We start from the raw sequence: 25,285 nt of genomic DNA, 5'->3' as shown, positions 1-25,285 counted from the left end.
CGCCGCCCCGGGATGTGTGTCCCCTACAAGGATTTTGCCGTTCCCTTGCGCGGTAGCGGGATGGCCCGGCCGCCCGAGACTGTTGTGGGGGGTGTACCTCGTCGCGGCGCAGCGGGCGCCGGGGCGGGGCGCGGACGCGCGCGGGCGCGCCCGCGCGTAGGGAAACACCATCACGGAGGTGTGCGCCATGGCCGACGCCGCGTTGCGGCTGACCTCTCTCGCCCAGGAACTGCTGGGCGCCCCCCTGCCGGTCCGCGTCCGGGCCTGGGACGGCAGCGAATCGGGACCGCCCGGTGCCCCCGTCCTCGTCATCAGGAACCGCCGCGCGCTGCGCCGACTGCTGTGGAAGCCGGGGGAGCTGGGTCTGGCCCGCGCCTGGGTGGCCGGCGAACTCGACATCGAGGGCGACCTCTACGAGGCCCTGGACCTGATGGCCGGTCTGATCTGGGAGCGCGGCATCGATCCCGAGAAGCGGGTCCACCCCGTACGCGATCCGAAGGTGCGCGCCGCCGCCCGGCAGATGCTGCGGCTGGCCGGGCCCTGGCCCCCGCCCCCGCCGCCGCCCGAGGAGGTCCGCGGCCGGGCCGGCACCCGGCACAGCAAGCGCCGCGACAAGGCGGCCATCAGCCACCACTACGACGTCGGCAACGACTTCTACGCCCTGGTCCTCGGCCCGTCCATGGTCTACTCCTGCGCCTACTGGGAGGACGGCGGAACCCTGGAGGAGGCCCAGCGCGCCAAGCTGGACCTGGTCTGCCGCAAGCTCGCGCTGAAGGAGGGCGACCGGCTGCTGGACGTCGGCTGCGGCTGGGGCTCCATGGCGATCCACGCCGCCCGTGAGTACGGCGCCCGGGTCACCGGGGTCACCCTCTCCGTCGAGCAGGCCGCCTTCGCCCGCAAGCGCATCGCGGAGGAGGGCCTGACCGACCGCATCGAGATCCGGGTCCAGGACTACCGGGACGTCCGCGACGGCCCGTACGACGCGATCTCCTCGATCGGCATGGCCGAACACGTCGGCGCGGTCCGCTACCGCGAGTACGCCGACGATCTGTACGCCCTCCTGAAGCCCGGCGGACGGCTGCTCAACCACCAGATCGGCCGCCGCCCCGAGAAGGACGAAGCCGCCTACCAGGTGGACGAGTTCATCGACGCCTACGTCTTCCCCGACGGCGAACTCGCCCCGCTCGGCCGCACCCTCGCCACCCTGGAGGAGGCCGGCTTCGAGGCGCGCGACGTCGAAGCGCTGCGCGAGCACTACGCCCTGACGCTCCGCCGGTGGGTGGCCAACCTGGAGGCGGACTGGCCGCGCGCGGTGCGGATGACCTCGCCCGGCCGGGCCCGGGTCTGGCGGCTCTACATGGCCGCCTCCGCGCTCTCCTTCGAGCACAACAAGATCGGGGTGAACCAGATCCTGGCGGTCCGCCCGGAGGAGGACGGCGCCTCCCGGATGCCGCTGCGTGCCCGGACGTGGACGGCCGACGCGAGCGCCTGAGCCCGCCCGCGGCGAAGGGGCCGGTGTCCGCCGACGCGGACACCGGCCCCTTCGCCGTCACGGGTGCGGCTACGGCTACTCCGTCTTGATCGCCGTCAGCATGTTCAGCTTCGCGGCGCTGCGGGCCGGCCAGAGCGCGGCCAGCACCCCGACCAGACCGGCCAGCAGCAGGAAGACCGCGATCCGGCCCCACGGCACGACCAGGACGTACTCGGGGATCTCCTGGGCGATCGTCTGCCCGATCGCCCAGCCGAGGAAGAGTCCCAGCCCGATGCCGACCACCGCGCCGAACAGCGAGATGACCACCGCCTCCAGCCGGATCATCCGCTTCACCCGGCGCCGGTCCAGGCCGATCGCCCGCAGCATGCCGATCTCCTGCTGCCGCTCGAACACCGACATGGCCAGTGTGTTGACGACCCCGAGCACCGCGATCAGCAGGGCCATGGCCAGCAGGCCGTACATGATGTTCATCGCGAGGTTGACGGAGCCGCCGAACATGTCCCGGATGTCCTGGCGGTCCATCACGCTCATGCCGGGGTTGTCGCCCAGCGCGTCCACCAGGGCCTGCTCCCGGGCGTCGCTCGCCCCGCCGTCCGTCTTCACCCAGATCTCGCGGATGTCCGCCCGGCCCTCGTGCGGGGCCACGATGTCGCGGGGGACCAGGACCGGCGACAGGAACTCGTTGTCCGTGAAGAGCGCGCCGACCTTCAGACGGCCCTTGCTGTCGTCCTGGTAGGTGACGGTGACGGTGTCCCCGGTCTTCCAGCCGCGCGAGGCCGCGGTCTTGTCGGAGACGGCGATCTCGCCCCGGCCGAGGGAGTCCAGCGAACCCGCCACGGCGTCCACGGCGAGGACCTTCTCCACCGCGCCCGGGGTGACGCCCGAGGCGGAGACGCCCCGGCCGTCCACCGTCAGCCACAGGGCCTGCTGCGGGGAGACCGCGGTGACGCCGTCGGCCTTCTCCAGGGCGGTGAGCGCCGACTCGTCGAGGGCGTCGCCGCTGGCCATCGAGATCATGTAGTCGGCGCGGATGTTGTCGGTGGTCACCTTGTCGACCGCCCGGCCGAGGGTGACGCCGAGCACCGAGATGCCCGTCACCAGCGTGAGGCCGATGGCCAGCGCGGAGGCGGTGGCGCCGGTGCGGCGGGGGTTGCGGACCGCGTTCTGCGCGGCCAGCTTGCCCGAGACGCCGAACAGCCGGCGCAGGGCGGGGCGCACCAGGGCGATCACCGGGCGGGAGAGCAGCGGGATCAGGACGATGACGCCGATCAGCGCGAGGAAGGCGCCGCCCGCGATGAGGAGCTGCCCGTCCGAACCGGACCGCGCCGCGCCGCCCACGACCGCCGCGCCGCCGGCCAGGGTGAGGAAGGCGCCGATGGAGTTCCGCAGGACGAGGGACTTCACCGTCGCCACCGCGTGCAGGCTGTTCATCGCCGCGACCGGGGGGATCTTCGCGGCCCGGCGGGCCGGCAGCCAGGCGGCGAGGACGGTGATCACGACGCCGACGCCGAAGGCGGCGAGGACGGTGACCGGGGCGACCACGAGCGGTCCGGCCGGGATCTTCCCGCCGATCAGGCTCATCGCGGAGCGCAGCGCGGTGGCGAGGCCCAGGCCCAGCGCGAAGCCGACGACGGAGGCGATCAGGCCGACCACGGCCGCCTCCAGGAGCACCGAGCGCTTGACCTGGCGGCGCGAGGCGCCGACGGCGCGCATCAGGGCCAGTTCCTTGGTGCGCTGGGCGACCAGCATGGTGAAGGTGTTGGCGATCAGGAAGACGCCGACGAAGAGCGCGACGCCGGCGAAGGCCAGCAGCAGCTTGTTGAGGTTGCTCAGCCCGGCCTCGATCCGCTCCGCCTGTTCGTCGGCGAGCGCCTTGCCGGTCTTCGCCTCGGCGTCCTTGGGCAGCAGCGGCTCCACGGCGGCCAGGAGGTGCTGGTCGGAGGTGCCGGGGGCGGCGGAGACGGCGACGTCCTGGAACTCGCCGGGGCGCAGGAACAGCTTCTGGGCGGTCGCGGTGTCGAAGAGGACCAGGCTGCCGCCGGCGTTGACCGCGCCGTCCTCGGTGGTGAAGACCCCGGACAGGGTGTACTCCTTCACCGGCCCGTTGGTGGCGACCCGGACCGTGTCCCCGACCTCGTACTCGCCCTTCCTCGCGGTGTCCTCGTCCAGGGCGATCCGCCCGGCGGCGGTGGGCCCGGTGCCGTCGGTGAAGGTGTACTGGGTGTCCTCGCCGTCCGTGCCGGGGGCGAAGTTGGCCCCGGTGTTGGACCAGCCGTTGCCGATCAGCTTGCCCTGGGGGTCGGCGACCCCGGCGAAGCCGGAGACCCGGCCGGCGGCGTTCTTCACGCCGTCCAGGTCCTGGATCCGCTTCAGGGTGGCGGCGTCGATGCCGGTGGACTTGGGGTCGAGCCGGTCGGCGTGCGTGGTGACGGCCACGGCGACGTCGTCGTAGCTCTTGGCCGATTGGTTGCGGAAGGCGTGGCCGAGGGTGTCGGTGAAGACCAGGGTGCCGGAGACGAAGGCGACGCCGAGCATCACGGCGAGGATCGTCATCAGCAGCCTGGCCTTGTGCGCGAGCACATTGCGCAGGGCGGTACGGAGCATCTCTGTCAGTCCCGGGAGGAGTGGGCCGGTGGGGGTGGGCGGTCGGCGGGGGCCGGGGTCCTGTGGTGGCGAGCGGACCCGGCGGGCCCCGGGCTCAGCTGGTGCGGCCCTTGGTGTCGAACGCCTTCATCCGGTCCAGCACCTTGTCGGCGGTGGGGTGCGGCATCTGGTCGACGATCGCCCCGTCGGCCAGGAAGACGACCCGGTCCGCGTAGGAGGCGGCCGCCGGGTCGTGGGTCACCATCACCACGGTCTGGCCCAGTTCGCGCACCGAGTTGCGCAGGAAGCCCAGGACCTCGGCGCCGGAGCGGGAGTCCAGGTTCCCGGTCGGCTCGTCGCCGAAGATGATCTCGGGCCGGGAGGCCAGGGCGCGGGCGACCGCGACGCGCTGCTGCTGGCCGCCGGACAGCTCGGTCGGGCGGTGCTTCAGCCGGTCGGCGAGGCCCACCATGTCGATGACCCCGCGCAGCCACTCCTGGTCCGGCTTGCGGCCCGCGATGTCCATCGGCAGCGTGATGTTCTCCAGCGCCGAGAGCGTCGGCAGCAGGTTGAACGCCTGGAAGATGAAGCCGATCTTGTCCCGGCGCAACTGCGTGAGCTGCTTGTCCTTGAGCGAGCCCAGCTCCGTGTCACCGATGCGCACCGAACCGGAGCTGAAGGTGTCCAGGCCCGCCACGCAGTGCATCAGCGTGGACTTGCCGGAGCCCGAGGGCCCCATGATCGCGGTGAACTCGCCCTGCGGGAAGTCGATGGTGACCCGGTCCAGGGCGGTGACCTTGGTCTCGCCCTCTCCGTAGACCTTCGACAGTTCCGTGGCACGGGCGGCCACCGTAGTGACGCGGTGAGCGGTGGACAGGGTGGTCACGGGAGACTCCAGGGTCGGTTCGCGTACGGGACGGGGGCCGCGCGCCGGACCCGCCGGGCGGCGGTGGTCCGGGGCAGGGGCACCTCACCATCGTCTCGGCCGTCCGGCGGCCGGTCGTCACTCCCGATGCCCGTTCCCGGGGCAGTCCTGAGTCGCACCGCCGGGGTCCGGCGTACGTCTGCGGTATGACATCGGACGTCCCCGCACGGGCGGACGGCTCCGCGCACCGGGGTGTCCCCAGCGGGCGGGACGAGAGGCCCCGCCCGCTCGGCGACGCCAGGCACTCGGGGCCGTCGCCCTACCTCGGCGGGGCGGTCGACCCGCGCGGCACCAGCCGGGCCGCCGCGTCCTCGTAGCCCTCCGCCGCGCCCTCGTCGATCAGGGTCAGCAGGGTGCGCGCGGCATGGCCGCCGTACGCCGGGATGTCGCGGCCGAGCGCGGTCAGCGGCGGCCGGACCACCCGGGAGAGCTGGGAGTCGTCCCAGGCGACCAGGGAGAGGTCGCGGGGGACGTCGAGGCCCATCTCCTGGGCGACGGAGAGCCCGGCCACGGCCATGATGTCGTTGTCGTAGATGACGGCGGTCGGCCGCCGCGCCGAGGCGATCAGCCGCCGGGTGGCGTGCGCGCCCTCCTCGCCGGAGTAGTCGGTGTGGACGATCACCGGGGCGCCGAGTCCCAGCTCGGCGCAGATCTCGCGCTGGGCCCGGTCGCGCAGCTCGGTGTGGTTGAGCCCGGGGAGGCCCGCGACCCGGGCGACCGAGCGGTGGCCCAGCGCGGCGAGGTAGGTGACGGTGTCCCGGACCGCCGTGTGGTCGTCGGACCAGACGGCGGGCAGCGGGCCGGCCGCCGAGGGGTGCCCGATCACCACGGCCGGCAGGCCCAGCCCGGCGACGCCCGCGACGCGGGGGTCGTCCGCGCGCAGATCGGCGAGGAACACCCCGTCCACCCGGCCCTCGCCCCACCAGCGGCGGCAGACCTCCAGCTCCTGCTCCGGACCGTCGACGACCTGGAGGAGCAGGGCCCGGCCGCGCGGGGCCAGCTCGCTCTCGATCCCGCTGATCAGCTCCATGAAGAAGGGCTCCACGCCGAGCAGCCGGGCGGGCCGGCAGAGCGCGAGCCCGACCGCGTCGGCGCGCGCGCCGGTCAGGGCGCGGGCCGCGCTGTTGGGCTGCCAGCCGATCTCCTGGGCGATGGCCTTGATGGCGGCGCGGGTCGCGGGAGAGACCCCCGGCCGGTCGTTGAGGGCGTAGGACACCGCGACCTTGGAGACCCCGGCGCGGCGCGCTATGTCGGCGATCGTGGGGCGGTGTCTGGGCATGCGACCTCGCTTAACCGGTTCGTTGTCCCTGCGCATCCTAGCCAGACGCACTCCCGTCCAGGAGTGTGCTTCCCGGACGCGTGATCGTCCAACTTCCCCTGGAATCAAAGAAATGGGAGCGCTCCCTCCATCTTGACAGCCCTCCGCGGCGGCCTTAGCTTCACGGCACTTACCCGGTTCAGCAGCTCCGCTCGGCAGGGACGGCGGGGAGAAGGAGGGACCATGGGCACGGGATTCCGCGGACGGATCGCCGTCGCGTTCGCCGTGATCGGACTCGCCGCCACCGCGTGCACGGGAGGCGGCTCCTCCGGGGGCGGCTCCGGCGGCACGGGTGGCGGCGGGGGCGGTGCGCTCCCGCGCAACGAGACGCTCTACACCACCGGTACGCAGTGGGGGCCGCCGGCCAACTACAACCCGCTCCACAACTGGGACCACGCCACCGGCACCAAGGGCCTGGTCTACGAGACGCTGTTCCACTTCGACCCCAACGAGGGCAAGCTCACGCCCTGGCTCGCCGAGTCGGGCTCCTGGACCGGGGACAAGACCTACGAGGTCACGCTGCGGTCCGGCATCACCTGGTCCGACGGCAAGCCGCTGACCGCCCAGGACGTGGCGTACTCGTACGGCATCGGCAAGATCGAGGCATCCTCCTTCCACACCCTGTGGAGCTGGCTCTCCGACGCCGAGGCGGTGGACGCCACGACCGTCCGCTTCACCTTCAAGGAGGCCCGCTACCAGGAGTGGGACTTCACCCTCTACGGGCAGCCGATCGTCCCCGAGCACATCTGGGGCAAGCGCTCGGAGAAGGAGATCCTCGACGGCGTCAACGACAAGCCCGTCGGCACCGGCGCGTACACCCTCAAGAGCCACACCCAGGACCGGGTCGTCTGGCAGCGGCGCGACGACTGGTGGGGCGTCAAGGCGCTCTCCATGAAGCCCGCGCCCCGCTACATCGTCGACGTCTCCAACCCGAGCAACGAGGTCGTCATCGGCCAGCTCGGCCAGAACCAGCTCGACCTCAGCAACAACTTCCTGCCCGGCGCCTCCTCGCTGATCAAGAGCAAGAAGGTCGTCTCGTACTACGACGAGCCGCCCTACATGCTCTCCGCCAACACCGCCTGGCTGGTGCCCAACACCACCAAGAAGCCGATGGACGACGCGGTCTTCCGCCGGGCGCTCGCCGCCTCCGTCGACACCGGCAAGATCGTCAAGGGCGTCTACGGGGAACTGGTCAAGGCCGCGAACCCGACCGGACTGCTCCCGCAGTGGGACGCCTTCGTCGACCAGGACCTGGTGGCCCGCGAAGGCTTCACCTTCGACACCGACGAGGCCAAGCGCATCCTCTTCGACGGCGGCTACAAGGACACCGACGGCGACGGCTTCGTGGAGAACACGGACGGCTCGAAGATCAGCCTGAAGCTCGCCGTGCCCACCGGCTGGACCGACTGGATGGAGGCCGCCAAGGTCATCGCCTCCTCCGCCAAGGCCGCCGGAATCAAGATCACCACGGAGTTCCCGGACGCCAACGCCCTCAACGAACAGCGCGGCAAGGGCGACTTCGACCTGGTCGTGAACAACGAACGCCAGCTCTCCAGCACCCCGTGGACGTACTACGAGTACATGTTCCAGCTGCCCGTGCAGAAGCAGCAGAACACGGTGAACTTCGGCCGGTACGAGAACCCCGAGGCATGGAAGCTCGTCCAGGAGCTCGGCGGGGTGAAGACCGACGACATCGAGGGCATGAAGAAGGTCATCTCCCGGATCCAGGCCATCCAGCTGAAGGAGATGCCGGTCATCCCCCTCTGGTACAACGGCCTCTGGGCCCAGTCCACCACCGGGACCTGGACGAACTGGCCCTCGGACGCCCCGGGCGCGCCCAAGCACGCACCGGCCCTGTGGCGGAACTGGCTGGAGATGGGCGGCTTCGAAGCGCTGACCCAGCTCAAGCCCGCCAAGTGATCCGGCCGTTCTGAGACCGGGCGGCGCACGGACCACCGCGCGCCGCCCGGCACTGGACCGGGTGGCGTACGCCGGAGCCGTACGCCGCCCGGTCCCGGAGCGGCCGGACCGTGCCGCCCGCTCCGCGCCCACGCCCGCCCCGCCGGGCGGCCGGCGGCCACGCCCCGCCGACCGCACCGGTGGGGCTCTCCCCGGGGAGCCCCCTTGCGCCGCTACTTCGCCCGCAAACTTCTCATCTACGCGCTGACGTTCGTCGTCGCCGTCACCGTCAACTGGATGATCCCGCGCTTCATGCCCGGCGACCCGGTCGCCGCGATGGTGGCCCGCGCCCGGGTCTCGCAGCCCGAGGCCGTCGAGGCCATGCGCTCCTACTACAACGACCTCTTCGGCTTCGACGAGCCCGTCTGGCAGCAGTACCTGCACTTCTGGGGCTCCCTGCTCCAGGGCGACTTCGGGCTGTCCATCTGGGTGTTCCCCAAGCCCGTCGCCGACGTGCTGCTCGACGCCCTGCCGTACACGCTGGGGCTGATGATCCCGGCGGTGCTGCTGAGCTGGTTCGTCGGCAACTGGGCCGGGGCGCTGGCCGCCCGCCGCAAGGTGCTCGACAACACCGTGCTCCCGGCCGGCTATCTGCTCACCGCCATGCCCTACATGTGGATCGCGGTCATCCTCGCCTGGGCGCTGGGCTCCAAGGCGGGCTGGTTCCCGCTCTCCGGCGGCTACAGCCTCGACATCCAGCCCAGCTGGTCCTTCGCCTTCGCCACCGACCTCTTCCAGCACTGGGTGCTGCCGTTCCTCTCGCTCTTCCTGGTCGCGCTCGGCGGCTGGGCCATCGGCATGCGCAACATGATCATCTATGAGCTGGAGTCGGACTACTCCTCCTACCTCTCGGCCCTCGGCGCCCCCCAGCGGCTCATCCGCCGCTACGCCTTCCGCAACGCCGTCCTGCCCCAGATCACCGGACTCGCCCTCCAACTGGGCGTCCTGGTGGCCGGGGCCCTGGTCACCGAGATCGTCTTCGCCTATCCGGGGCTCGGCTCGCTGATCCTGGCCGCCATCCAGAACCAGGACTTCTTCCTGCTCCAGGGCGCCTTCCTGTTCATCGTCATCGGCGTCCTGATCGCCAACTTCCTCATCGACATCGTGTACGTCGTCGTCGACCCCCGCACCCGTACGGGCATGGCAGGAGGCCAGTCATGAGCACCGCGCCCGAACCGGCCACCGAACCGGCCACCGCACCCGCGGCCCCGGGCGGCGGAGCCGCCCGCCCCGGCCGGGAGACGCTGCACTACGCGGTCCGCAACCCCAAACTGATCATCGGGTTCACCGTCGTCGTGCTGCTCCTGCTCATCGGCATCATCGGCCCGCCGCTGCTCGACAACGCCGACCCGAACGAATACGTGGGCCCGCAGGCCGCGCCGCCCGACTCCACGTACTGGATGGGCACCACCACCTTCGGCCAGGACGTGTACGCCCAGTTCGTGCACGGGCTGCGCGCCACGTTCCTCGTCGGCGTCGTCGGCGGGGCCATCGCCGCCGTCATCGCCATGCTCGTCGGCTTCCTGGCCGGCTACCGGGGCGGGGCCGTCGACGAGATCCTCAACATGCTCACCAACGTGGTCCTGGTGCTGCCCGCCCTCGCCGTGCTGCTGATCATCAACGCCTATCTGGGCGTCCGCTCGGTCGCCGTGCAGGGCCTGTTCATCGGGCTCACCTCCTGGCCCTGGGCGGCGCGCGCGATCCGCGCCCAGACCTTCTCGCTGCGCACCCGGGAGTTCGTGGACCTCGCCCGGCTCAGCGGCAGCGGCACCTGGCGCATCGTCTTCCGCGAGATCGCGCCCAACATGAGCTCCTACCTCTTCATGATGTTCATCCTGCTCTTCGGCGGCTCGGTGCTGATCGCCTCCTCGCTCGACTTCATCGGCCTCGGCCCCACCGAGGGCGTCTCGCTGGGGATGATGCTCCAGAGCGCCCAGCAGTGGAGTGCGCTCCAGCTCGGCATGTGGTGGTGGTTCGTCCCGCCCGGCGCCGGGATCACCGCGATCGTCGGCGCGCTGTACATCGCCAACGTCGGCCTCGACGAGGTCTTCAACCCGAAGCTGCGGGAGGCGTGACCCCATGACCCTGAACGTGACCGACCTCCGGGTCCACTACCGCACCCTGCGCGGCGAGGTCCGGGCCCTGGACGGCGTCTCCTTCGACCTGGCCGACGGGGAGATCCTGGGCCTGGCCGGCGAGTCCGGCTGCGGCAAGAGCACGCTGGGCAAGTCGCTGATCCGCCTCGACGGCCGGATGCGCCACGCGGGCGGCACCGTCACCCTGGACGGCGACGACGTGCCGGTGGCCGACGACCGCGCCATGAACGCCTTCCGCTTCCACCGGATATCGCTCGTCCCGCAGTACTCCATGAGCGCGCTCAACCCGACCCGCCGCATCGGCCGGATGATCCGCGAACTGCTCGCCTCGCGCGGCGCCTCCGTCGACACCGCCGAACTGCACCGCAGGCTCGACCTGGTGGGCCTGGACCACGACGTCCTGGACCGCTATCCGATCGAGCTGTCCGGCGGCATGAAGCAGCGCACCGTCATGGTGATCTCCACGCTCCTCGACCCCTCCGTCCTCATCGCGGACGAGGTGACCTCCGCGCTCGACGTCTCCACCCAGCGGGCCGTCGTCGGCGCGCTCACCGGACTGCGCGACAAGGGCCTGGTCACCAGCATGATCTTCGTGACCCACGACCTCGGGCTGACCTCGCACATCGCGGACTCCATCATGGTCATGTACGCGGGCAGGCTCGCCGAGAAGGCGCCCACGAGGACGCTGACGACCGCGCCCCGCCACCCGTACACCAAACTGCTGCTCGGCTCGCTGCCCGAGGTCGGCGCCCGGTACGCGGACAAGCCCCTCAAGGGCATCGCGGGCGCCCCGCCCTCCCTGCTGAACCCCCCGCCCGGCTGCCGCTTCCGCGACCGCTGCCCGCTCGCCGACGAGCGGTGCGCCGAGGAACCCCCGGTCGTGGAGATCGCCCCCCGCCACTCCGTCGCATGCTGGAAGGCCTGATGCTGAGCCTCGACCACGTCACCAAGACCTACCGCGCCGGGGCGTTCGGCGGCGGCTCCGTCACCGCCGTGGACCGGGTGTCCTTCACCGCCGCCCCCGGCGAGGTCGTCTCCCTCATCGGGGAGAGCGGCAGCGGGAAGTCCACCATCGGCCGGATGATCCTCGGACTGACCGGGGTCACCTCCGGCACCCTCACCCTGGACGGCCGGCCGGTCCGCCCCGGCAAGGACTTCTACCGCCGCGTCCAGGGCGTCTTCCAGGACCCCTTCTCCTGCTACAACCCGGTCTTCCGCGCCGACCGCGTCTTCGACATGGTCCGCCGCGCCTACCACCCGGGCGTCCCCGACAAGGAGTGGGCCGACCGGGTCGAGAAGGCCGTCCGGGACGTACGGCTGGACCCCGGCCAGGTCCTCGGCCGCTACCCGCACCAGCTCAGCGGCGGCCAGCTGCAACGGCTCCTCATCGCCCGCGCCCTGCTGCTCGACCTGAGCTTCCTCGTCGCGGACGAGATCACCAGCATGCTCGACGCCTCCACCCGCATCGACGTGCTCAACCTGCTCGCCGTCCTCAAGGAACGCGGCCTCGGCGTCCTCTACATCACCCACGACCTCGCGCTCGGCACCTACCTCGCGGAGAAGACCGTCGTGCTGCGGCGCGGCCGGGTCGTCGAACGCGGCGACACCCAAAAGGTCTTCGGCAACCCCTCCCACCCGTACACCCGCTCCCTGCTCGCCGCCGTACCGCGCCTCAACACCCCGTGGGACCCGCCCGAGCCGGTGACCGCCTGCGCTGTCCACGAGGGCGGCGCCCCCGGGGACGCGCTGTACGAGACCGAGCCGGACCACTTCGTCGCCTGCGCCCAGCTCCCCGACTGCGGAAGGACCGCCGCGTGACCCCTCGCCACCTCCCCGACTGCGGAAGGACCGCCGCGTGACCCTTCGTCATTTCCCCCTGCACGACGGCTGGACGCTGAGCGCCGACACCCCCGTGCCCGTGGACCTGCCCGCCGGGGGACTCCCCGCCACCGTGCCCGGCTGCGTCCACACCGATCTGCTCGCGGCCGGGCTCATCGACGATCCGTACCTGGACGACAACGAGACCCGGCTCGGCTGGACCGGCCGCACCGACTGGACGTACCGCACCGTCTTCGACTGGACCCCGGACGGGCACGACCACGCCGCCCTGTGCTTCGACGGGCTCGACACCGTCGCCACCGTTCTGCTCAACGGCACCGAGATCGGCCGCACCGCCAATCAGCACCGCTCCTACCGCTTCCCCGTCGGCCCGCTGCTGCGCGAGGGCGCCAACACCCTCGTCGTCCGCTTCACCGCCCCCTACACCTACGCCGAGGAACTGCGCGAACGGCTCGGCGACCGGCCCGGGGCGTACGCGGAGCCGTACGCCTTCATCCGCAAGATGGCGTGCAACTTCGGCTGGGACTGGGGCCCCACCCTGGTCACCTCCGGCATCTGGCGCCCGGTCGCGCTGGAGACCTGGAGCGGTCCGCGCATCGCCTCGGTGACGCTGCTGCCGGACCTCGACGAGGCCGGGGTGCCGAGGCTGACCGCCGAGCTGGAGCTGGACCACGACGGCCTCGGACCACTGTCGGGCGAGGTCGCGGTGGCAGGTGAGGAAGCCGCCTTCACCACCACCGGCGACGAGCACCGCGTCACGGTCGCCCTCTCCGTCCCCCGGGCCGAGGTCTGGTGGCCGCACAGCCACGGCGCGCAGCCGATGTACGACGTGACGGTCCGCGTCGGCGACGACGTCCGCACGCTCCGCACGGGCTTCCGCTCCGTCACCCTGGACGAGGACGCGTTCCGGATCGCGGTGAACGGCGAGGACGTCTTCGTACGCGGCGTCAACTGGATCCCCGAGGACTGTTTCCCCACCCGGGTCACCCGCGAACGGCTCTCCGCCCGGCTCGACCAGGCGGTCGCCGCCGGCGTCAACCTGGTCCGGGTCTGGGGCGGCGGCCTCTACGAGAGCGACGACTTCTACGCCCTCTGCGACGAGAAGGGCCTCCTGGTCTGGCAGGACTTCCCGTTCGCCTGCGCGGCCTACCCCGAGGAGCAGCCGCTGTGGGACGAGGTGGCGGCCGAGGCCCGGGAGAACGTCGTCCGCCTCGCCCCGCACCCCTCCCTCGTGCTGTGGTGCGGCAACAACGAGAACCTGGAGGGGCACGCCGACTGGGGCTGGCGCGAGGAGCTGGGCGAGCGCACCTGGGGCCACGGCTACTACCACGAGCTGCTGCCCTCGATCGTCGCCGCGACCGACCCCACCCGCCCCTACTGGCCCGGCTCGCCCTACTCCGGCACCGAGGACCTCCACCCGCAGGACCCGGCCCACGGCACCATCCACATCTGGGACGTGTGGAACCGCGCCGACTACCGGGCCTACGCGGACCGGGTGCCGCGCTTCGTCGCCGAGTTCGGCTTCCAGGGACCGCCCGCCCACGCCACGCTCCGCCGCGCCGTCAGCGGCCCGCTCACCCCCGACGCCCCGCTGCTGGCCCACCACCAGAAGGCCGACGACGGCAATGCCAAACTGCTGCGCGGACTGGGCGACCACCTGCCGCTGCCCGGCGACGACTTCGACGACTGGCACTGGCTCACCCAGCTCAACCAGGCCCGCGCCGTCGCCTTCGGCATCCGCCACTTCCGCTCCCACACCCCGTACTGCATGGGCACGGTCGTCTGGCAGCTCAACGACTGCTGGCCCGTCGTCTCCTGGGCCGCCGTGGACGGCGACGGCCGCCGCAAGCCGCTGTGGTACGCCCTGCGGGAGGTGTACGCGGACCGCCTGATCGTGATCCGCGACGGCGCCGCGCATCTGGTGAACGACGCCCCGGACCCCTGGACGGGCACCCTGCGGCTGACCCGCCACGCCCTGGACGGCACGCCCCTGACCGAGCACACCGAGACCGTCACCACGGCCGCCCGGGGCGTCACCCGCGTCCCGCTGCCGCCGTCCGTGGCCGCCCCGGCCGACCCGGCCGCCGAACTTCTGACCGCCCGCCTCGGCGACACCCGGACCGTCGGCTACTTCGACGAGGACACCCGTCTCGCCCTGGAACCGCCCCGGTACGACGTCACGGTCACCGAGCACGGTGACGGCGACGGACCGCCCGCCTACCGCGTCGAGGTGACCGCCCGCACCCTCCTGAAGGACCTGTCCCTCTTCCCCGACCGCCTCGACCCGGCCGCCGCAGTCGACCGCATGCTCGTCACCCTGCTCCCCGGCGAGACCACCGTGTTCATGATCACAGGAGCCCGCCTCGCGGACCCCCGTGCCCTGGGCGCGCGGCCCGTCCTGCGGTGCGTCAACGACACCGTCGCGAAGGAGTAGCCGGCCCGGGGGTGGCGCGCCCCTGGCGATCGGTGGCGCGCCCCTGGCGAAACCGCTGTGCGGGTGCGGCGACTTTCCGTCAATTCGGATACGGGCCTCCCGCACCCGCCACCCCGCCCAGGCGTGTGACTATGCCTTCCGCGTGTGCTGACGGACCCTCAAGCGATCAATAAAATAAGACAACATCGCGCCAGTGTTCGCCTGTCGGAGGAGAGCCCCCGGATAGGGTCATGTGCCAACGCGGAGCCGCGCGCCAGGCCCGGATGGTGGAACGCAGACACGGCGAGCTTAAACCTCGCTGCCCCTCGGGGGCGTGCCGGTTCAAGTCCGGCTCCGGGCACCACCGCGCTCGCCGCCGACGGCGCGCCCCCCTCCGTTCCGGCGTCGCGGAGCCACCCGTACGGCGGTACTTACCCCGGGGCGACGGCCAGCCTCCCCGCGACTCCTCCACGGGAATGCAGGATCGACCCCGCCCGCGTGCGGCACGCCCACGCGCCCCGCACCGCCGTTGGAGGAAGTCCGCGATGTTCCGCCCGCTGCGCGCAGCGATGTCCCCGGCGCGCGGCGCGGAGGGCGACGAGATGAACGGCATCCGTACCCCCGCCACCCGCGCCGTCGTCCTGGCGACCCTGGCGGCGACGGCCGTGGTGGTCGTCCTCGGGCTGCTGACCGGTACGGCGGTGCTGCTGCTGGGTCTGCTGGTCTTCCTCCCGGCGTTCGCGGCGGCGCTGTGCAGCCCCCGGCAGACGGCGATCGTGTCCGCCTGGGTGAGCCTCGTCGTCATCGCGCCCGTGGTCATCCAGCCCGGCGAACCGGTCCTGGACCGGGTGATCCTGACGCTGTTCGCCATCGGCTTCGGCGTGCTCGCGGTCTACGGGGCGCGGGTGCGCATCACGCGCGAGAGCGCCCTGGTGCGGCTGCGGTCGACCGCGGCGGCGATGCAGCGGCAGATCCTGCGTCCGCTGCCGGTCCTCACCGACGAGGTCCTGGTGGACGGCGTGTACGAGCCCCTCCAGGAGGACAAGCTGGTCGGCGGCGACATCTACGACGTGGTGGCCACCCCGTGGGGCAGCCGGGTCCTCATCGGGGACGTCCAGGGCAAGGGGCTGGCCGCCATCGGCATGGCCATCGACGTGGTGGGGGCCTTCCGGGAGGCCGCGCACCGCGAGCCGACCGTGACCGCGCTCGTCGACGCGCTGGAGGCGGCGGTCGTGCGGCACAACGACTACGCCGGACAGCGGGGAGAGCCCGAACGGTTCGTCACCGCTCTGGTCCTGGCCGTGGGCGCGGAGACCGGGACCCAGGTCGTCGGCTGCGGCCACATCCCGCCCTATCTGCTGCACGAGGGCGCCGTCACCGCCCTCGGCGAGGGCGAGGAGCACGTCCCCCTGGGCCTGGCGTCCCTGGTCGACCAACCCCGTACGGTCGCGTGGTTCGACTTCCCGGCCGGCGCCACGCTGCTGCTCTGCACCGACGGGCTGACCGAGGCCCGGTCGCCCGGCGGGGACTTCTACCCGCTGGAGGAACGGCTCCGCGGGCGGGACGACATCACCGCGGGCCGGCTGGCCGGTTCGCTCGTCGACGACATGCGCGCGTTCACCGGGGGCGAGCAGCAGGACGACCTGGCGGTCCTCGCCGTACGCCGCGCCCCGTAGCCCCCTCCGCACCCCTGCCGCGGCCCCCGCCGTGACCGCTCCGGGACCCCTGGACCCACTGGGCCCACGGCTTCCCCGGCGGAACGTCCGGAATGAGCCACCGCATTTGGGCCCACGGGCCCGTGTCCGCACGGCTGTTCCTCTCGTAACCTCCGAGCCCTAAGGCCATCGGGGAGGACGGACAACATGCCACGGACGAGGTGTCGGGGGCTCATGTCCTCGCGCGGAGCATGGGACGACAGGGGCGGCACGGCCCTGGAGTACGTGGGCATGGTCCTGGTGGCCGTGGCCATCGTGGGCGCCCTCCTGGTGACCGACCTCGGCGGCCGGGTCAGCTCCCGGTTCTCCTGCGCGATCTCGTCCGTATGGGGCGGTGGCGGAGGCTGCTCCAGCGGCACCGGGGGCGACGCGGGCGGCGATCCCAACGCCGCGTTCGAGCCGCTGACCTGCGCCACGGTGACCAAGGCCGGGACCGAGGGCGGCAAGTTCGGGGTGTCCTTCGAGACGCTCGGGATCGAGTTCGGCGGCGAGTTCGGCTTCGAGGAGACGACCCTCAAGGCGAAGACCGACGTCAACAAGGACGGCAAGGTCGACGAGAACGACGAGCAGGTCTCGCTCACCTTCACCGACGCCGGCTCCGTCAAGGGCACCGAGAAGCCCAAGGGCGGCATCAAGATCGGTGACGTCGGCAAGGACAAGGTCGAGCTGGCCGCCGGTCTCACGGTCACCACGGGCGACACCTGGATCTTCGACTCCCAGGAGGAGGCGGACCAGTTCCGCAAGGACCTCCAGGAGTACAAGAAGCTCAGCCGGCTCAACAAGCTCTCCAACCTCAGCCCGATCATCGGCGGTTCCACCGAGGTCGCCAGCTGGTTCGGCAAGGGGCCCAAGGCCAAGGAGAGCCGCCTCAAGCAGAACATCGAGGACAAGCTCGGCAACAAGCACATCACCACCCAGAAGATCGGCCTCGAAGCCGCCGCCCAGGCCGGTCTCCAGTTCGGCAAGGGCATGAACACCCCCGACACCACCAACCCCGACGGCACGACGACCCCGGCGCCCAAGCCCGGCGCCACCATCGAGGCCGGCGTCAAGATCTCCCAGTCCTCCGAGGTCACGCTGACGCAGAACCACATCAACAACACCGACGCGTACACCTACCAGGCCAAGGTCAGCGGCGGCGCCTACGCGAAGGGCGAGGCCGGTCCGGCCAAGGCGGGCGCGGAGGCCGCCGGTTCGGCGGCCGGTGCCATCACCGTGACCGTCGACAGCAAGACCGGCAAGCTGAAGAGCATCACGATGACGCGCACCCTGGAGGGCAAGGCCGAGGCCAACGCCGGTCTCAAGGGCGACATCAACGGCAACGAGAAGGGCGGCGGCACGACCACCCAGGTCGTCACCACCACCGTCCCGCTGGACGACAAGAACCTGAGCCAGGCCGAGTCCGACGCCATCAAGCAGCAGCTCTTCTCCGGCCAGGGCATGAACAGCGCCTTCACCTACCTCTTCACCGGCACCCCGGTCCCCACCAAGGACCCCGGCCCGGGCGACCCCTTCGGCCACTACGCGTTCAACCACGGCCAGGTCAGCAAGCAGGAGTACGACGGTTCCTCCTCCTCCGAGGAGATCGGGCTCGACATCAACCTGGAGATAGCGGGCATCAACGGGGCCTACACCAGCTCCGAGTCCGAGAAGAACCTGACGAAGGCCGAGTTCCTGGGGGCCCCGTCCAACGGTCAGCGCTCCTTCTTCCCGTACAGCTACTGTGCCAAGTGATCCACCGGTACAAGGAGACGTGATCATGACCAAGCTTTCCGTCCGGCGGGCGGTGCGGGCCGTCGCCGTCACGACCGCCGTCCTCGGCGCCGGGCTCGTACTGGCCGGCTGCGGTGGCGAGAAGTCCTCGGACGGGGCCGCTCCGGCCGCGCCCGCCGACTGGAAGAAGCTCACCGGCCCCACGGTGTCCCTGGCCTACCCCGCCGACCTCACCGAGCAGTCGGCGGCCGAGCGCGGCAAGCTCAACGACGCGGCGGCCCTGCGCACCGAGGGCGACCGGGCGACGGTGAAGGTGACCATCCAGAGCGGCTTCGCCGACGCCGCCACCGGCGACGACGCGGCCTCGGTCGGCCGGGCGCTGCTGATGGCGTCCACCGAGGTGAAGGCCACAAAGGACGCCGGCATCGAGGGGGCCGAGGGCGCCAAGCGCATCGACTTCACCTACACCGGTACGGGGCTGCCGCAGTCGCCCCCCAAGGGCGCCAAGGTCGACGGCGTGGTCATCACGGGCGTCGACTCCGCAGGAAAGATCTACTCCGTCCGCATCGACGCCCAGGAGGGCAAGCTCACCGACGCGGACCGGACGAAGATCGTCGACAGCATCCAGGTCAAGTAGCTCCCGCGCACCGGGCGACGACGAAGAGGCAGCCCCATGTCCCGATACGACGTACACCACCGCGGGTACGGATCCGCGCCCGCCTCCGGCGACGACCGGCCGCGGTTCCTCAACCTCATGCTGCCGTGGGCCGGCGGCATCGTGGTGACGCTGGTGACCGAGGTCGCCCTCGCGGTGCTCGTCTGGGACGTCATCACGGGCGACGACGTCTCCACGATGGACTCGCCGGTCCGCACCGTCCTGCTCCTCCACCTGCCGACCGCGGCCTGTGTGGCGCTGGGCGTCTGGGCCGCGGCCGCCCTCCACCAGGGGGCCTCGCGGGAGTCGCGGGTACGGCACTGGTTCGCGGCGTTCACCCCGGCCGTCGCGCTCCAGCTGCTGGTCTTCCTCTCCCAGGGCGGGGACCTCACCGTCCTCACCTTCCTGGTGCAGTTGGTGGTCCTGGTGGTTGGGTGTGCGGTGGGATTCCTCGTCGACAGGCTGCGCAACGGTTAGAAGGTGCTCATGGACTCCTCGCTCGTCATCGCCGCGGTCGTCGCCGCGGTGGCGGTCCGGTCCCTGGGCCGGACCGTCCGGCAGGTGCGCGGCGCGCGCTCCGGCGTGACCGCCCCGGCCCGCTGCGTCCGGGTCCAGGAGCGCACGACCGCGACGGGCTCCTCGGGCGACCGGCGGGCCTGGCACGTCTTCGCGTTCACCGCGCGCGACGGCCAGTGGGTCGAGTTCCAGGACGGCGGGAACAAGCGCTACGTCGAGGGCGCCCGGGTCACCGTCCGCTACGACCCCGCCGACCCCCACCGCACGGCCACCCTCGCGGGCAGCCCCCGCGCCGCCCTGGCGGAGGGGGCGTTCTCCGTGGTGCTGATGGGGCTCGTGCTGCTGATGTTCCTCACGGACTTCCCCCAGAACCTCTTCCGCTGAACCGTCCCCCCGCCACTGTCAGTGCGGCCTGCTGTCATGGTCGTGAACGGACGGCACACACGAAGGAGGCGGACCGTGGGCACCTGGGGCGCGGGCAACTTCGACAGCGACACGGCGGCCGACCACCTCGGCGACCTCGTCGCCCGGCTGGTCGCCGGCATCACCGAGACGATGAACGGCGACCCGGTCGAGCTGGAACCCGACGAGTACGGCGGGGTGAGCGTCCCCTGCGACCTGGAACTGCTCCTCCTCCTGCACCGGCAGGGCTGGGCCGGGGTCACCCTTCCGCAGCCCGCCCTCGTCCGTTCCTGGCAGAAGACCTTCATGGACGTCTGGGAGCGCACCATCGACGACCTGGAACCGTCCGACGGGTACAAGGAGGAGCGCCGAGCGGTCCTCGACGAGACCTTCGAGCGACTGGCCGAGGCGTCCGCGGGTTCCTGAAAGATCCTCCCCTGGCACTAGGGAGAATGCTTTGCCTACCCATTACTCTTGTGGGAAGGCCACGCTGGGTGGCCATGGAGGAGTGAGATGAGGAGCAGCAACCCGGTCTTCTCGCGACGGGGCTTCAGCCGCGACAACAGTTACGCGGGCTTCAACACGGCGCCGCAGGCCGGGGCCCCCGCAGCGGGTGCCAACCCGTACGCGCAGGGCACCGCCCCGAACCCGTACGCCACCAACCCCTACGCGCAGACGGGCGCCCCGGCGCCGGCCCGTACCGGCGCGATGACGATCGACGACGTGGTGACGCGCACGGCGATCACGCTGGGCACGGTCGTGCTCGGCGCCGCCCTGGCGTGGGCGCTGCTGCCCGTCGACGAGGCGAACCTCGGCAAGTCGTACGGCATCGCGATCGGCGCCGCGCTGATCGCCTTCGTGCTGTCGCTCGTCCAGTCCTTCAAGCGGACCCCGGTCCCGGCGCTGATCGTGGCGTACGCGGCGTTCGAGGGCGTCTTCCTCGGCGTCATCTCCAGCGCGGTCAGCACGTACATCGGACCGGGCGTCGTGATGCAGGCGGTGCTCGGCACCATGTGCGTCTTCGCCGGTGTGCTGCTGGCGTACAAGATGCGCTGGATCCGCGTCACCCGCCGGTTCTACGGCTTCGTGATGGCCGCCGCGATGGGCTTCATGCTCCTCATGGTGGTCAACCTGCTGTTCGCCGTGTTCGGCGGCGGCGACGGCCTGGGCTTCCGCAGCGGCGGCCTCGGCATTCTCTTCGGCGTCATCGGCATCATCCTCGGCGCCTGCTTCCTGGCGCTGGACTTCAAGCAGGTCGAGGACGGCATCGCGTACGGCGCTCCGCGCGAGGAGTCCTGGCTGGCCGCCTTCGGCCTCACCATGACCCTGGTGTGGATCTACCTGGAGATGCTGCGCCTGCTCTCCATCCTCAGCGGCGACGACTGAGGCGGCGCGCCGTCCCGGCGCGCGACCTGACGCATACGGCCCGTGGACTCCGGCAGGAGCCCGCGGGCCGTCGTCGTGCGCGGGCGCGGCCACGGGCGCACGCGCGCGGGCTCCGGCCGTTGGCCCGGGGCGCGTGCGGGCGCGTAGGGTCGCGGGGTGCTCGATACGACGCCCCTGATCATCGCCGTGGACCGATTCGCCGACCGGCTGCGCGCCGCCCCGCAGAGCAGGCTCCAGCGGGGAGCGGCCGCCGGGGGACTGGCCGCCGCCCGGGAGCTGGCCGTGCGGGCCCAGCGGGCCGAGGAGCCCGGCCGGGAGCCCCGGATCATGCCGGACGCCGGGATCTTCGCCGTCGGGGACCAGCTCGCCGTCGCGGGCCGGGATCTGGCCGCGGCACTGGAAACGGCCCCGTCCGAGGAGCTGGACGAGGCCGTGCGCTACGTGGAGGAGGCGGCCGGCCGGGCGTTCGCCTGAGGCCGGCGCGGGTGCGGTCGTGGTGCTGCCGGTCCGCGGGTGCGCCCCGCGGTGTCCCGGCGGCGGCCGGTGAGGGCCGCTGTGCCCCGGTGGGGCCGGAGACCGGTCGTCGCGGGCTAGAAGCTCGCTATGACGCGGTCGGCCAGTATGTAGACGTTCTCCTTGCCGCAGGAGAAGGTCAGCGCGTAGGCGCCGGAGACGCCGGACCCGCCCAGCAGCACCGGGTGCTCACCGGCCCGCAGCGACGCGGCCAGCTGCTCGGCCGTCTCGCGGTGGCCGGGGGTCATACAGAGCGTGGTGCCGTCCGCGAACACGTAGACGTCGAGCGTGCCCAGCGGGCCGGGGCGGACGTCGGACAGCTCGGTCCGGCTGTCGGCCAGCTCTTCCAGCCGGTTCACGGTGCGCTCGTGGTCGGTGACGACGGGCGTCTGCACCGGGACGAAGTCCGGGTGCGAGGGGTGGCGGCGGCGGGCCGCCGCCAGCTCGGGGGAGTCCTCGGCGAACTCGGCGGTCTCCGGGAGGTCGGCCATGTCGGGCAGGTCCGTCAGCCCGGCCAGCTCCGTCAGCTCCTCAAGGGCCTCGGTGGCGTCCAGGTCCAGGGAGTCCAGCCCGGCCAGATCGCTCTGGCGCGGCATGAAGAAGGGGGCGTCCTCCCCGAGCCCGGCCAGGCCGCCCAGCAGGGACGGGGCGTCGGCGGCGTCGCGTGCCTCCTGCGTCGCCCAGAAGGCACGGGCCTCGGCCAGCTCGCGCTCCCGCTCCTCGGCCAGCGCCTCGGCGACGGCCGCGCGGATCTCGGCGGCGGAGGCCGAGGTGGTGTCATGACGGTTCTGGGCGGGTACGGCAGCGGTACGGGCGTGGCCGTCGGCCAGCTCCCGGCGGAGGGCGGCCACCTGGCGGCGCAGCCCGTGAGCGGCGTGCAGCGCGGCAGCGCCCACGGCCGTGGCAGCGGCGGTGGTCAGCAACAGGGCAAGAGGCATGGCGCTCACTGACATACTCCCGGTTTCAATCGATCCCCCGACTTCCTACATCAGCTTGTGCTCTACCGGCACCATGTGTCAGTGCATTACGTCACGAATTGGACAGGTCTTTGTGCCCGGGGTCTACCCCTGTTCCTGGTGTGACCTGCGGAAATGGCTCTCCCCCAGGAGATAGGTCACATCCTGGGGGAGATTCGGTCACGGACGGGGCTCGGAACCGGCCATCCCGGCCGGGTGCGCGGCCCCGGCCCGGTCCGTGCGGCGTTCGCTCAGCTCAGGCGCTCGATCACCATCGCCATGCCCTGGCCGCCACCGACGCACATGGTCTCCAGGCCGAACTGCTTGTCGTGGAACTGGAGGCTGTTGATCAGCGTGCCGGTGATCCGGGCGCCGGTCATGCCGAAGGGGTGCCCGACGGCGATCGCGCCGCCGTTGACGTTGACCTTCTCCAGCGGCAGCCCGAGGTCGCGGTAGGAGGGGATCACCTGGGCGGCGAACGCCTCGTTGATCTCGGCCAGGTCGATGTCGTCGATCGTCAGCCCGGCCCGCTTCAGCGCCTGCTTGCTCGCCTCGACCGGTCCGTACCCCATGATCTCGGGGGAGAGGCCCGAGACGCCGGTGGAGACGATCCGGGCCAGCGGGGTCAGGCCCAGCTCGCGCGCCTTGGTGTCGGACATGATGACGAGGGCGGCGGCGCCGTCGTTGAGCGGGCAGCAGTTGCCCGCGGTGACCAGGCCGTCGGGGCGGAAGACCGGCTTGAGGCCCTGCACGCCCTCCAGCGTCACGCCCGCGCGCGGGCCGTCGTCCTTGGAGACGACGGTGCCGTCGGGGGTGGTGACCGGGGTGATCTCCCGCTCCCAGAAGCCGTTCTTCAGGGCTTCCTCGGCGAGGTTCTGCGACCGTACGCCGAACTCGTCCATGTCCTGGCGGGTGACGCCCTTGAGCCGCGCCAGGTTCTCCGCGGTCTGGCCCATCGCGATGTACGCGTCCGGGACCAGCCCGTCCTCGCGCGGGTCGTGCCAGCTCGCGCCCGACTCCTCGGCACGGGCCGCGGTGCGGGCCTCGGCCTCGGCGAAGAGCGGGTTGTGCGTGTCCGGCAGGCTGTCGGAGTTGCCCTTCACGAAGCGGGACACCATCTCGACGCCGGCCGAGATGAAGACGTCGCCCTCGCCCGCCTTGATCGCGTGCAGCGCCATGCGGCTCGTCTGGAGCGACGAGGAGCAGTAGCGGGTGACCGTGCAGCCGGGAAGATGGTCCATCCCCATCTGCACCGCGATGATGCGGCCCAGGTTGTTGCCCTGCTCGCCACCGGGCAGGCCGCAGCCGAGCATCAGGTCGTCGATGTCCTCGGGGTCCAGCTCCGGGACCTTGGCGAGGGCGGTCTGGATGATCGTGGCGGTCAGGTCGTCCGCCCGCAGGTCCTTCAGCGAACCCTTGAAGGCCCGGCCGATGGGCGAACGGGCAGCAGAGACGATCACGGCTTCGGGCATCACGCGGCTCCATGAGGGCTGGAAGGCTGTCAGGCAGGACTGCTCTGGAAGTTACCCGGACGTACTGCCGAGGTCACCCGACGCGGCATGTGATGCCCGACTCTTTTCTAAGCAACCGCTCAGTTCGGCGCCGGGGCGCCCCGGGGCCCGGCCGGCGCGGGGCTCCGGTCCCCTCACGCGTGCCGGGGCGAGGCGTCCGTGCCGGTCCCGGAGTGCCGCTCCACGCGGGTCGAACCGCCCTCCGCCTTCCGCGGCTCCTCGTGCGGATGCGGCTCCGTGGCCGCGGGCAGCCGCCGCCGTCTGCGGTGCTTGAGCAGCGCCCACGGCGCCCGCGCCCCGGTGACCTCCGTACCGGCCTCCATGGCCGCCTGCGAGGCCGCCTTGGCCACCGGCAGCATGTCCTCGCGGCGCGCCCCGTCCAGATGATCGGACTCCGGCCACAGCCCGAGCGCCGCGCACAGCGTCGGCAGGACCGCCATCGACGCGGTCGCGTACCCCTCGGCCGACGGGTGGTAGTTGTCCGGGCCGAACAGCTCCCTGGGGTTCGCCTCGAACTCCGGTCCCAGCAGATCGCCCAGCGACACCGTCCGCCCGCCCTGCTCCACGGCGCCGATCGTCTGCGCCGCCGCCAGCTGCCGGCTCGCCCGGCGGGCCAGCCACCGCAGCGGCTGGTAGACCGGCTCGATCGTGCCCAGGTCCGGGCAGGTGCCCACGACGACCTCCGCGCCCGCCGTGCGCAGCCGCCGAACCGCCGTCGTCAGACAGCGCACCGACTGGGTCGCGGGCATCCGGTGCGTCACGTCGTTCGCCCCGATCATGATCACGCAGACGTCCGGGGTACGGGCCGGGTCCGCCAGCAGCAGCGAGACCTGCCGCTCCAGATCGTCCGAGCGGGCCCCCGGCTGTGCCACGTTGCGCAGGTCCACCGGGCGCTCGGACACCGCGGCCAGCCCCGAGGCGAGCAGCGCCCCCGGGGTCTGCCCGGCTCGCCGCACCCCCTGCCCGGCCGCCGTGGAGTCCCCGAGGAGTCCGAACCGCAAGGGCTCCGCCGGACCGGCGAACGCCACTCCGTACCGCCCGTCCGCGCTCGGCGGGACCGGGGCGATACCGCCGCCCACCTGCCGCTTCGCCAGCTGGACCTCCGCCAGCAAGACGCCTGCGGCCGCTGCGCCCAGCAGCCCGATGCTGCCACCGCCGTAGGCCGCGCCCGCCGCGATCCGCCGTGCCACCCGTGCCCTCGACACAGTCCGGTCCACCTCCTCGTCGCCGTACCGCCGTACACAGTGCTACCTGCCCCCAACCGACCGTCGTTCAATCGCGTCGCCCAATCCG

General features: G+C 71.9%; 21 protein-coding genes and 1 tRNA gene. 16 read left to right on the top strand and 6 right to left on the bottom strand.

From position 1 onward, the window contains the following. Positions 1 to 187 precede the first annotated feature (187 nt). Positions 188 to 1,492 (top strand): class I SAM-dependent methyltransferase, encoded by a 1,305-nt coding sequence (locus ACWCXC_RS06745; protein ID WP_450887055.1) that lies wholly within the window; start codon positions 188 to 190, stop codon positions 1,490 to 1,492. 75 nt (positions 1,493 to 1,567) lie between these two features. On the opposite strand, the gene ACWCXC_RS06740 is transcribed toward ACWCXC_RS06745, so the two are convergent. The 3 genes from ACWCXC_RS06740 to ACWCXC_RS06730 all read right to left on the bottom strand — a co-directional run bounded on the left by ACWCXC_RS06740 (position 1,568) and on the right by ACWCXC_RS06730 (position 6,279). Then, positions 1,568 to 4,096, bottom strand: coding sequence for an ABC transporter permease (locus ACWCXC_RS06740; protein WP_450887053.1), 2,529 nt, complete (start codon positions 4,094 to 4,096; stop codon positions 1,568 to 1,570). 94 nt (positions 4,097 to 4,190) lie between these two features. Further along, positions 4,191 to 4,961 (bottom strand): ABC transporter ATP-binding protein, encoded by a 771-nt coding sequence (locus tag ACWCXC_RS06735; RefSeq protein WP_450887051.1) that lies wholly within the window; start codon positions 4,959 to 4,961, stop codon positions 4,191 to 4,193. A gap of 298 nt (positions 4,962 to 5,259) precedes the next feature. Then, the gene (locus ACWCXC_RS06730) at positions 5,260 to 6,279 is read right to left on the bottom strand and encodes a LacI family DNA-binding transcriptional regulator (protein WP_450684209.1); all 1,020 of its coding nucleotides are present in this window, start codon (positions 6,277 to 6,279) and stop codon (positions 5,260 to 5,262) included. A 222-nt stretch (positions 6,280 to 6,501) separates the two neighbouring features. Here ACWCXC_RS06730 and ACWCXC_RS06725 point away from each other — a divergent pair, with 222 nt between their 5' ends. From ACWCXC_RS06725 to ACWCXC_RS06655, 15 genes are all read left to right on the top strand, one after another. Continuing rightward, a complete protein-coding gene (locus tag ACWCXC_RS06725; protein ID WP_450684210.1) occupies positions 6,502 to 8,238 on the top strand; it encodes an ABC transporter substrate-binding protein in 1,737 nt (578 codons plus the stop codon). Between the two features lie 204 nt (positions 8,239 to 8,442). Further along, entirely contained in the window at positions 8,443 to 9,438 is a 996-nt protein-coding gene (locus tag ACWCXC_RS06720; protein WP_450683373.1) for an ABC transporter permease, read from the top strand. Next, positions 9,435 to 10,352, top strand: coding sequence for an ABC transporter permease (locus tag ACWCXC_RS06715; protein ID WP_450887047.1), 918 nt, complete (start codon positions 9,435 to 9,437; stop codon positions 10,350 to 10,352). The genes ACWCXC_RS06720 and ACWCXC_RS06715 overlap by 4 nt, the downstream gene beginning before the upstream one ends. 4 nt (positions 10,353 to 10,356) lie before the next feature. Further along, a complete protein-coding gene (locus ACWCXC_RS06710; protein WP_450683375.1) occupies positions 10,357 to 11,298 on the top strand; it encodes an ABC transporter ATP-binding protein in 942 nt (313 codons plus the stop codon). Continuing rightward, positions 11,283 to 12,191, top strand: coding sequence for an ATP-binding cassette domain-containing protein (locus ACWCXC_RS06705; RefSeq protein ID WP_450683376.1), 909 nt, complete (start codon positions 11,283 to 11,285; stop codon positions 12,189 to 12,191). Before ACWCXC_RS06710 ends, ACWCXC_RS06705 begins: the two co-directional genes overlap by 16 nt. 37 nt (positions 12,192 to 12,228) lie before the next feature. Next, positions 12,229 to 14,646, top strand: a complete 2,418-nt coding sequence (locus ACWCXC_RS06700) for a glycosyl hydrolase 2 galactose-binding domain-containing protein (RefSeq protein ID WP_450887045.1) — start codon at positions 12,229 to 12,231, stop codon at positions 14,644 to 14,646. 257 nt (positions 14,647 to 14,903) lie between these two features. After that, a tRNA-Leu gene (locus ACWCXC_RS06695) sits at positions 14,904 to 14,989 on the top strand. A 181-nt stretch (positions 14,990 to 15,170) separates the two neighbouring features. After that, positions 15,171 to 16,301, top strand: a complete 1,131-nt coding sequence (locus ACWCXC_RS06690; RefSeq protein ID WP_450683378.1) for a PP2C family protein-serine/threonine phosphatase — start codon at positions 15,171 to 15,173, stop codon at positions 16,299 to 16,301. 213 nt (positions 16,302 to 16,514) lie between these two features. Continuing rightward, entirely contained in the window at positions 16,515 to 18,074 is a 1,560-nt protein-coding gene (locus ACWCXC_RS06685; RefSeq protein WP_450683379.1) for a hypothetical protein, read from the top strand. A 25-nt stretch (positions 18,075 to 18,099) separates the two neighbouring features. Further along, on the top strand, positions 18,100 to 18,690 hold the full coding sequence (locus tag ACWCXC_RS06680) for a hypothetical protein (protein WP_450683380.1): 591 nt from the start codon (positions 18,100 to 18,102) through the stop codon (positions 18,688 to 18,690). Positions 18,691 to 18,726: 36 nt separating this feature from the next. After that, positions 18,727 to 19,185 carry a hypothetical protein gene (locus tag ACWCXC_RS06675; RefSeq protein ID WP_450887042.1) on the top strand — a complete coding sequence of 153 codons (459 nt, stop codon included), beginning with the start codon at positions 18,727 to 18,729 and terminating at the stop codon, positions 19,183 to 19,185. A 9-nt stretch (positions 19,186 to 19,194) separates the two neighbouring features. Further along, complete coding sequence (locus ACWCXC_RS06670) at positions 19,195 to 19,608, top strand: DUF3592 domain-containing protein (RefSeq protein WP_450683382.1); 414 nt, start codon at positions 19,195 to 19,197, stop codon at positions 19,606 to 19,608. A 75-nt stretch (positions 19,609 to 19,683) separates the two neighbouring features. Continuing rightward, positions 19,684 to 20,052, top strand: coding sequence for a DUF4259 domain-containing protein (locus tag ACWCXC_RS06665; RefSeq protein WP_450887039.1), 369 nt, complete (start codon positions 19,684 to 19,686; stop codon positions 20,050 to 20,052). Between the two features lie 87 nt (positions 20,053 to 20,139). Next, entirely contained in the window at positions 20,140 to 21,012 is an 873-nt protein-coding gene (locus tag ACWCXC_RS06660) for a Bax inhibitor-1/YccA family protein (RefSeq protein ID WP_450683384.1), read from the top strand. Between the two features lie 156 nt (positions 21,013 to 21,168). Then, positions 21,169 to 21,486 carry a hypothetical protein gene (locus tag ACWCXC_RS06655; RefSeq protein WP_450683385.1) on the top strand — a complete coding sequence of 106 codons (318 nt, stop codon included), beginning with the start codon at positions 21,169 to 21,171 and terminating at the stop codon, positions 21,484 to 21,486. Between the two features lie 116 nt (positions 21,487 to 21,602). On the opposite strand, the gene ACWCXC_RS06650 is transcribed toward ACWCXC_RS06655, so the two are convergent. From ACWCXC_RS06650 to ACWCXC_RS06640, 3 genes are all read right to left on the bottom strand, one after another. Further along, a complete protein-coding gene (locus ACWCXC_RS06650; RefSeq protein WP_450683438.1) occupies positions 21,603 to 22,448 on the bottom strand; it encodes a hypothetical protein in 846 nt (281 codons plus the stop codon). Positions 22,449 to 22,732: 284 nt separating this feature from the next. After that, positions 22,733 to 23,953: an acetyl-CoA C-acetyltransferase gene (locus ACWCXC_RS06645; RefSeq protein ID WP_450683386.1), complete on the bottom strand. Its 1,221-nt coding sequence runs from the start codon at positions 23,951 to 23,953 to the stop codon at positions 22,733 to 22,735. Between the two features lie 173 nt (positions 23,954 to 24,126). After that, entirely contained in the window at positions 24,127 to 25,182 is a 1,056-nt protein-coding gene (locus ACWCXC_RS06640; protein ID WP_450683439.1) for an SGNH/GDSL hydrolase family protein, read from the bottom strand. Positions 25,183 to 25,285 lie beyond the last annotated feature (103 nt).

Source organism: Streptomyces sp. NPDC001515 (assembly GCF_053597115.1).
This window is presented reverse-complemented; position numbering and strand designations above follow the sequence as displayed.

Excerpts from the sequence above, each read along its gene's own strand:
- ACWCXC_RS06745 (WP_450887055.1), top strand. The coding sequence starts at position 188 with ATGGCCGACGCCGCGTTGCGGCTGACCTCTCTCGCCCAGGAACTGCTG.
- ACWCXC_RS06740 (WP_450887053.1), bottom strand. The coding sequence starts at position 4,096 with ATGCTCCGTACCGCCCTGCGCAATGTGCTCGCGCACAAGGCCAGGCTG.
- ACWCXC_RS06730 (WP_450684209.1), bottom strand. The coding sequence starts at position 6,279 with ATGCCCAGACACCGCCCCACGATCGCCGACATAGCGCGCCGCGCCGGG.
- ACWCXC_RS06725 (WP_450684210.1), top strand. The coding sequence starts at position 6,502 with ATGGGCACGGGATTCCGCGGACGGATCGCCGTCGCGTTCGCCGTGATC.
- ACWCXC_RS06715 (WP_450887047.1), top strand. The coding sequence starts at position 9,435 with ATGAGCACCGCGCCCGAACCGGCCACCGAACCGGCCACCGCACCCGCG.
- ACWCXC_RS06710 (WP_450683375.1), top strand. The coding sequence starts at position 10,357 with ATGACCCTGAACGTGACCGACCTCCGGGTCCACTACCGCACCCTGCGC.
- ACWCXC_RS06705 (WP_450683376.1), top strand. The coding sequence starts at position 11,283 with ATGCTGGAAGGCCTGATGCTGAGCCTCGACCACGTCACCAAGACCTAC.
- ACWCXC_RS06690 (WP_450683378.1), top strand. The coding sequence starts at position 15,171 with ATGTTCCGCCCGCTGCGCGCAGCGATGTCCCCGGCGCGCGGCGCGGAG.
- ACWCXC_RS06685 (WP_450683379.1), top strand. The coding sequence starts at position 16,515 with ATGTCCTCGCGCGGAGCATGGGACGACAGGGGCGGCACGGCCCTGGAG.
- ACWCXC_RS06680 (WP_450683380.1), top strand. The coding sequence starts at position 18,100 with ATGACCAAGCTTTCCGTCCGGCGGGCGGTGCGGGCCGTCGCCGTCACG.
- ACWCXC_RS06675 (WP_450887042.1), top strand. The coding sequence starts at position 18,727 with ATGTCCCGATACGACGTACACCACCGCGGGTACGGATCCGCGCCCGCC.
- ACWCXC_RS06670 (WP_450683382.1), top strand. The coding sequence starts at position 19,195 with ATGGACTCCTCGCTCGTCATCGCCGCGGTCGTCGCCGCGGTGGCGGTC.
- ACWCXC_RS06660 (WP_450683384.1), top strand. The coding sequence starts at position 20,140 with ATGAGGAGCAGCAACCCGGTCTTCTCGCGACGGGGCTTCAGCCGCGAC.
- ACWCXC_RS06645 (WP_450683386.1), bottom strand. The coding sequence starts at position 23,953 with ATGCCCGAAGCCGTGATCGTCTCTGCTGCCCGTTCGCCCATCGGCCGG.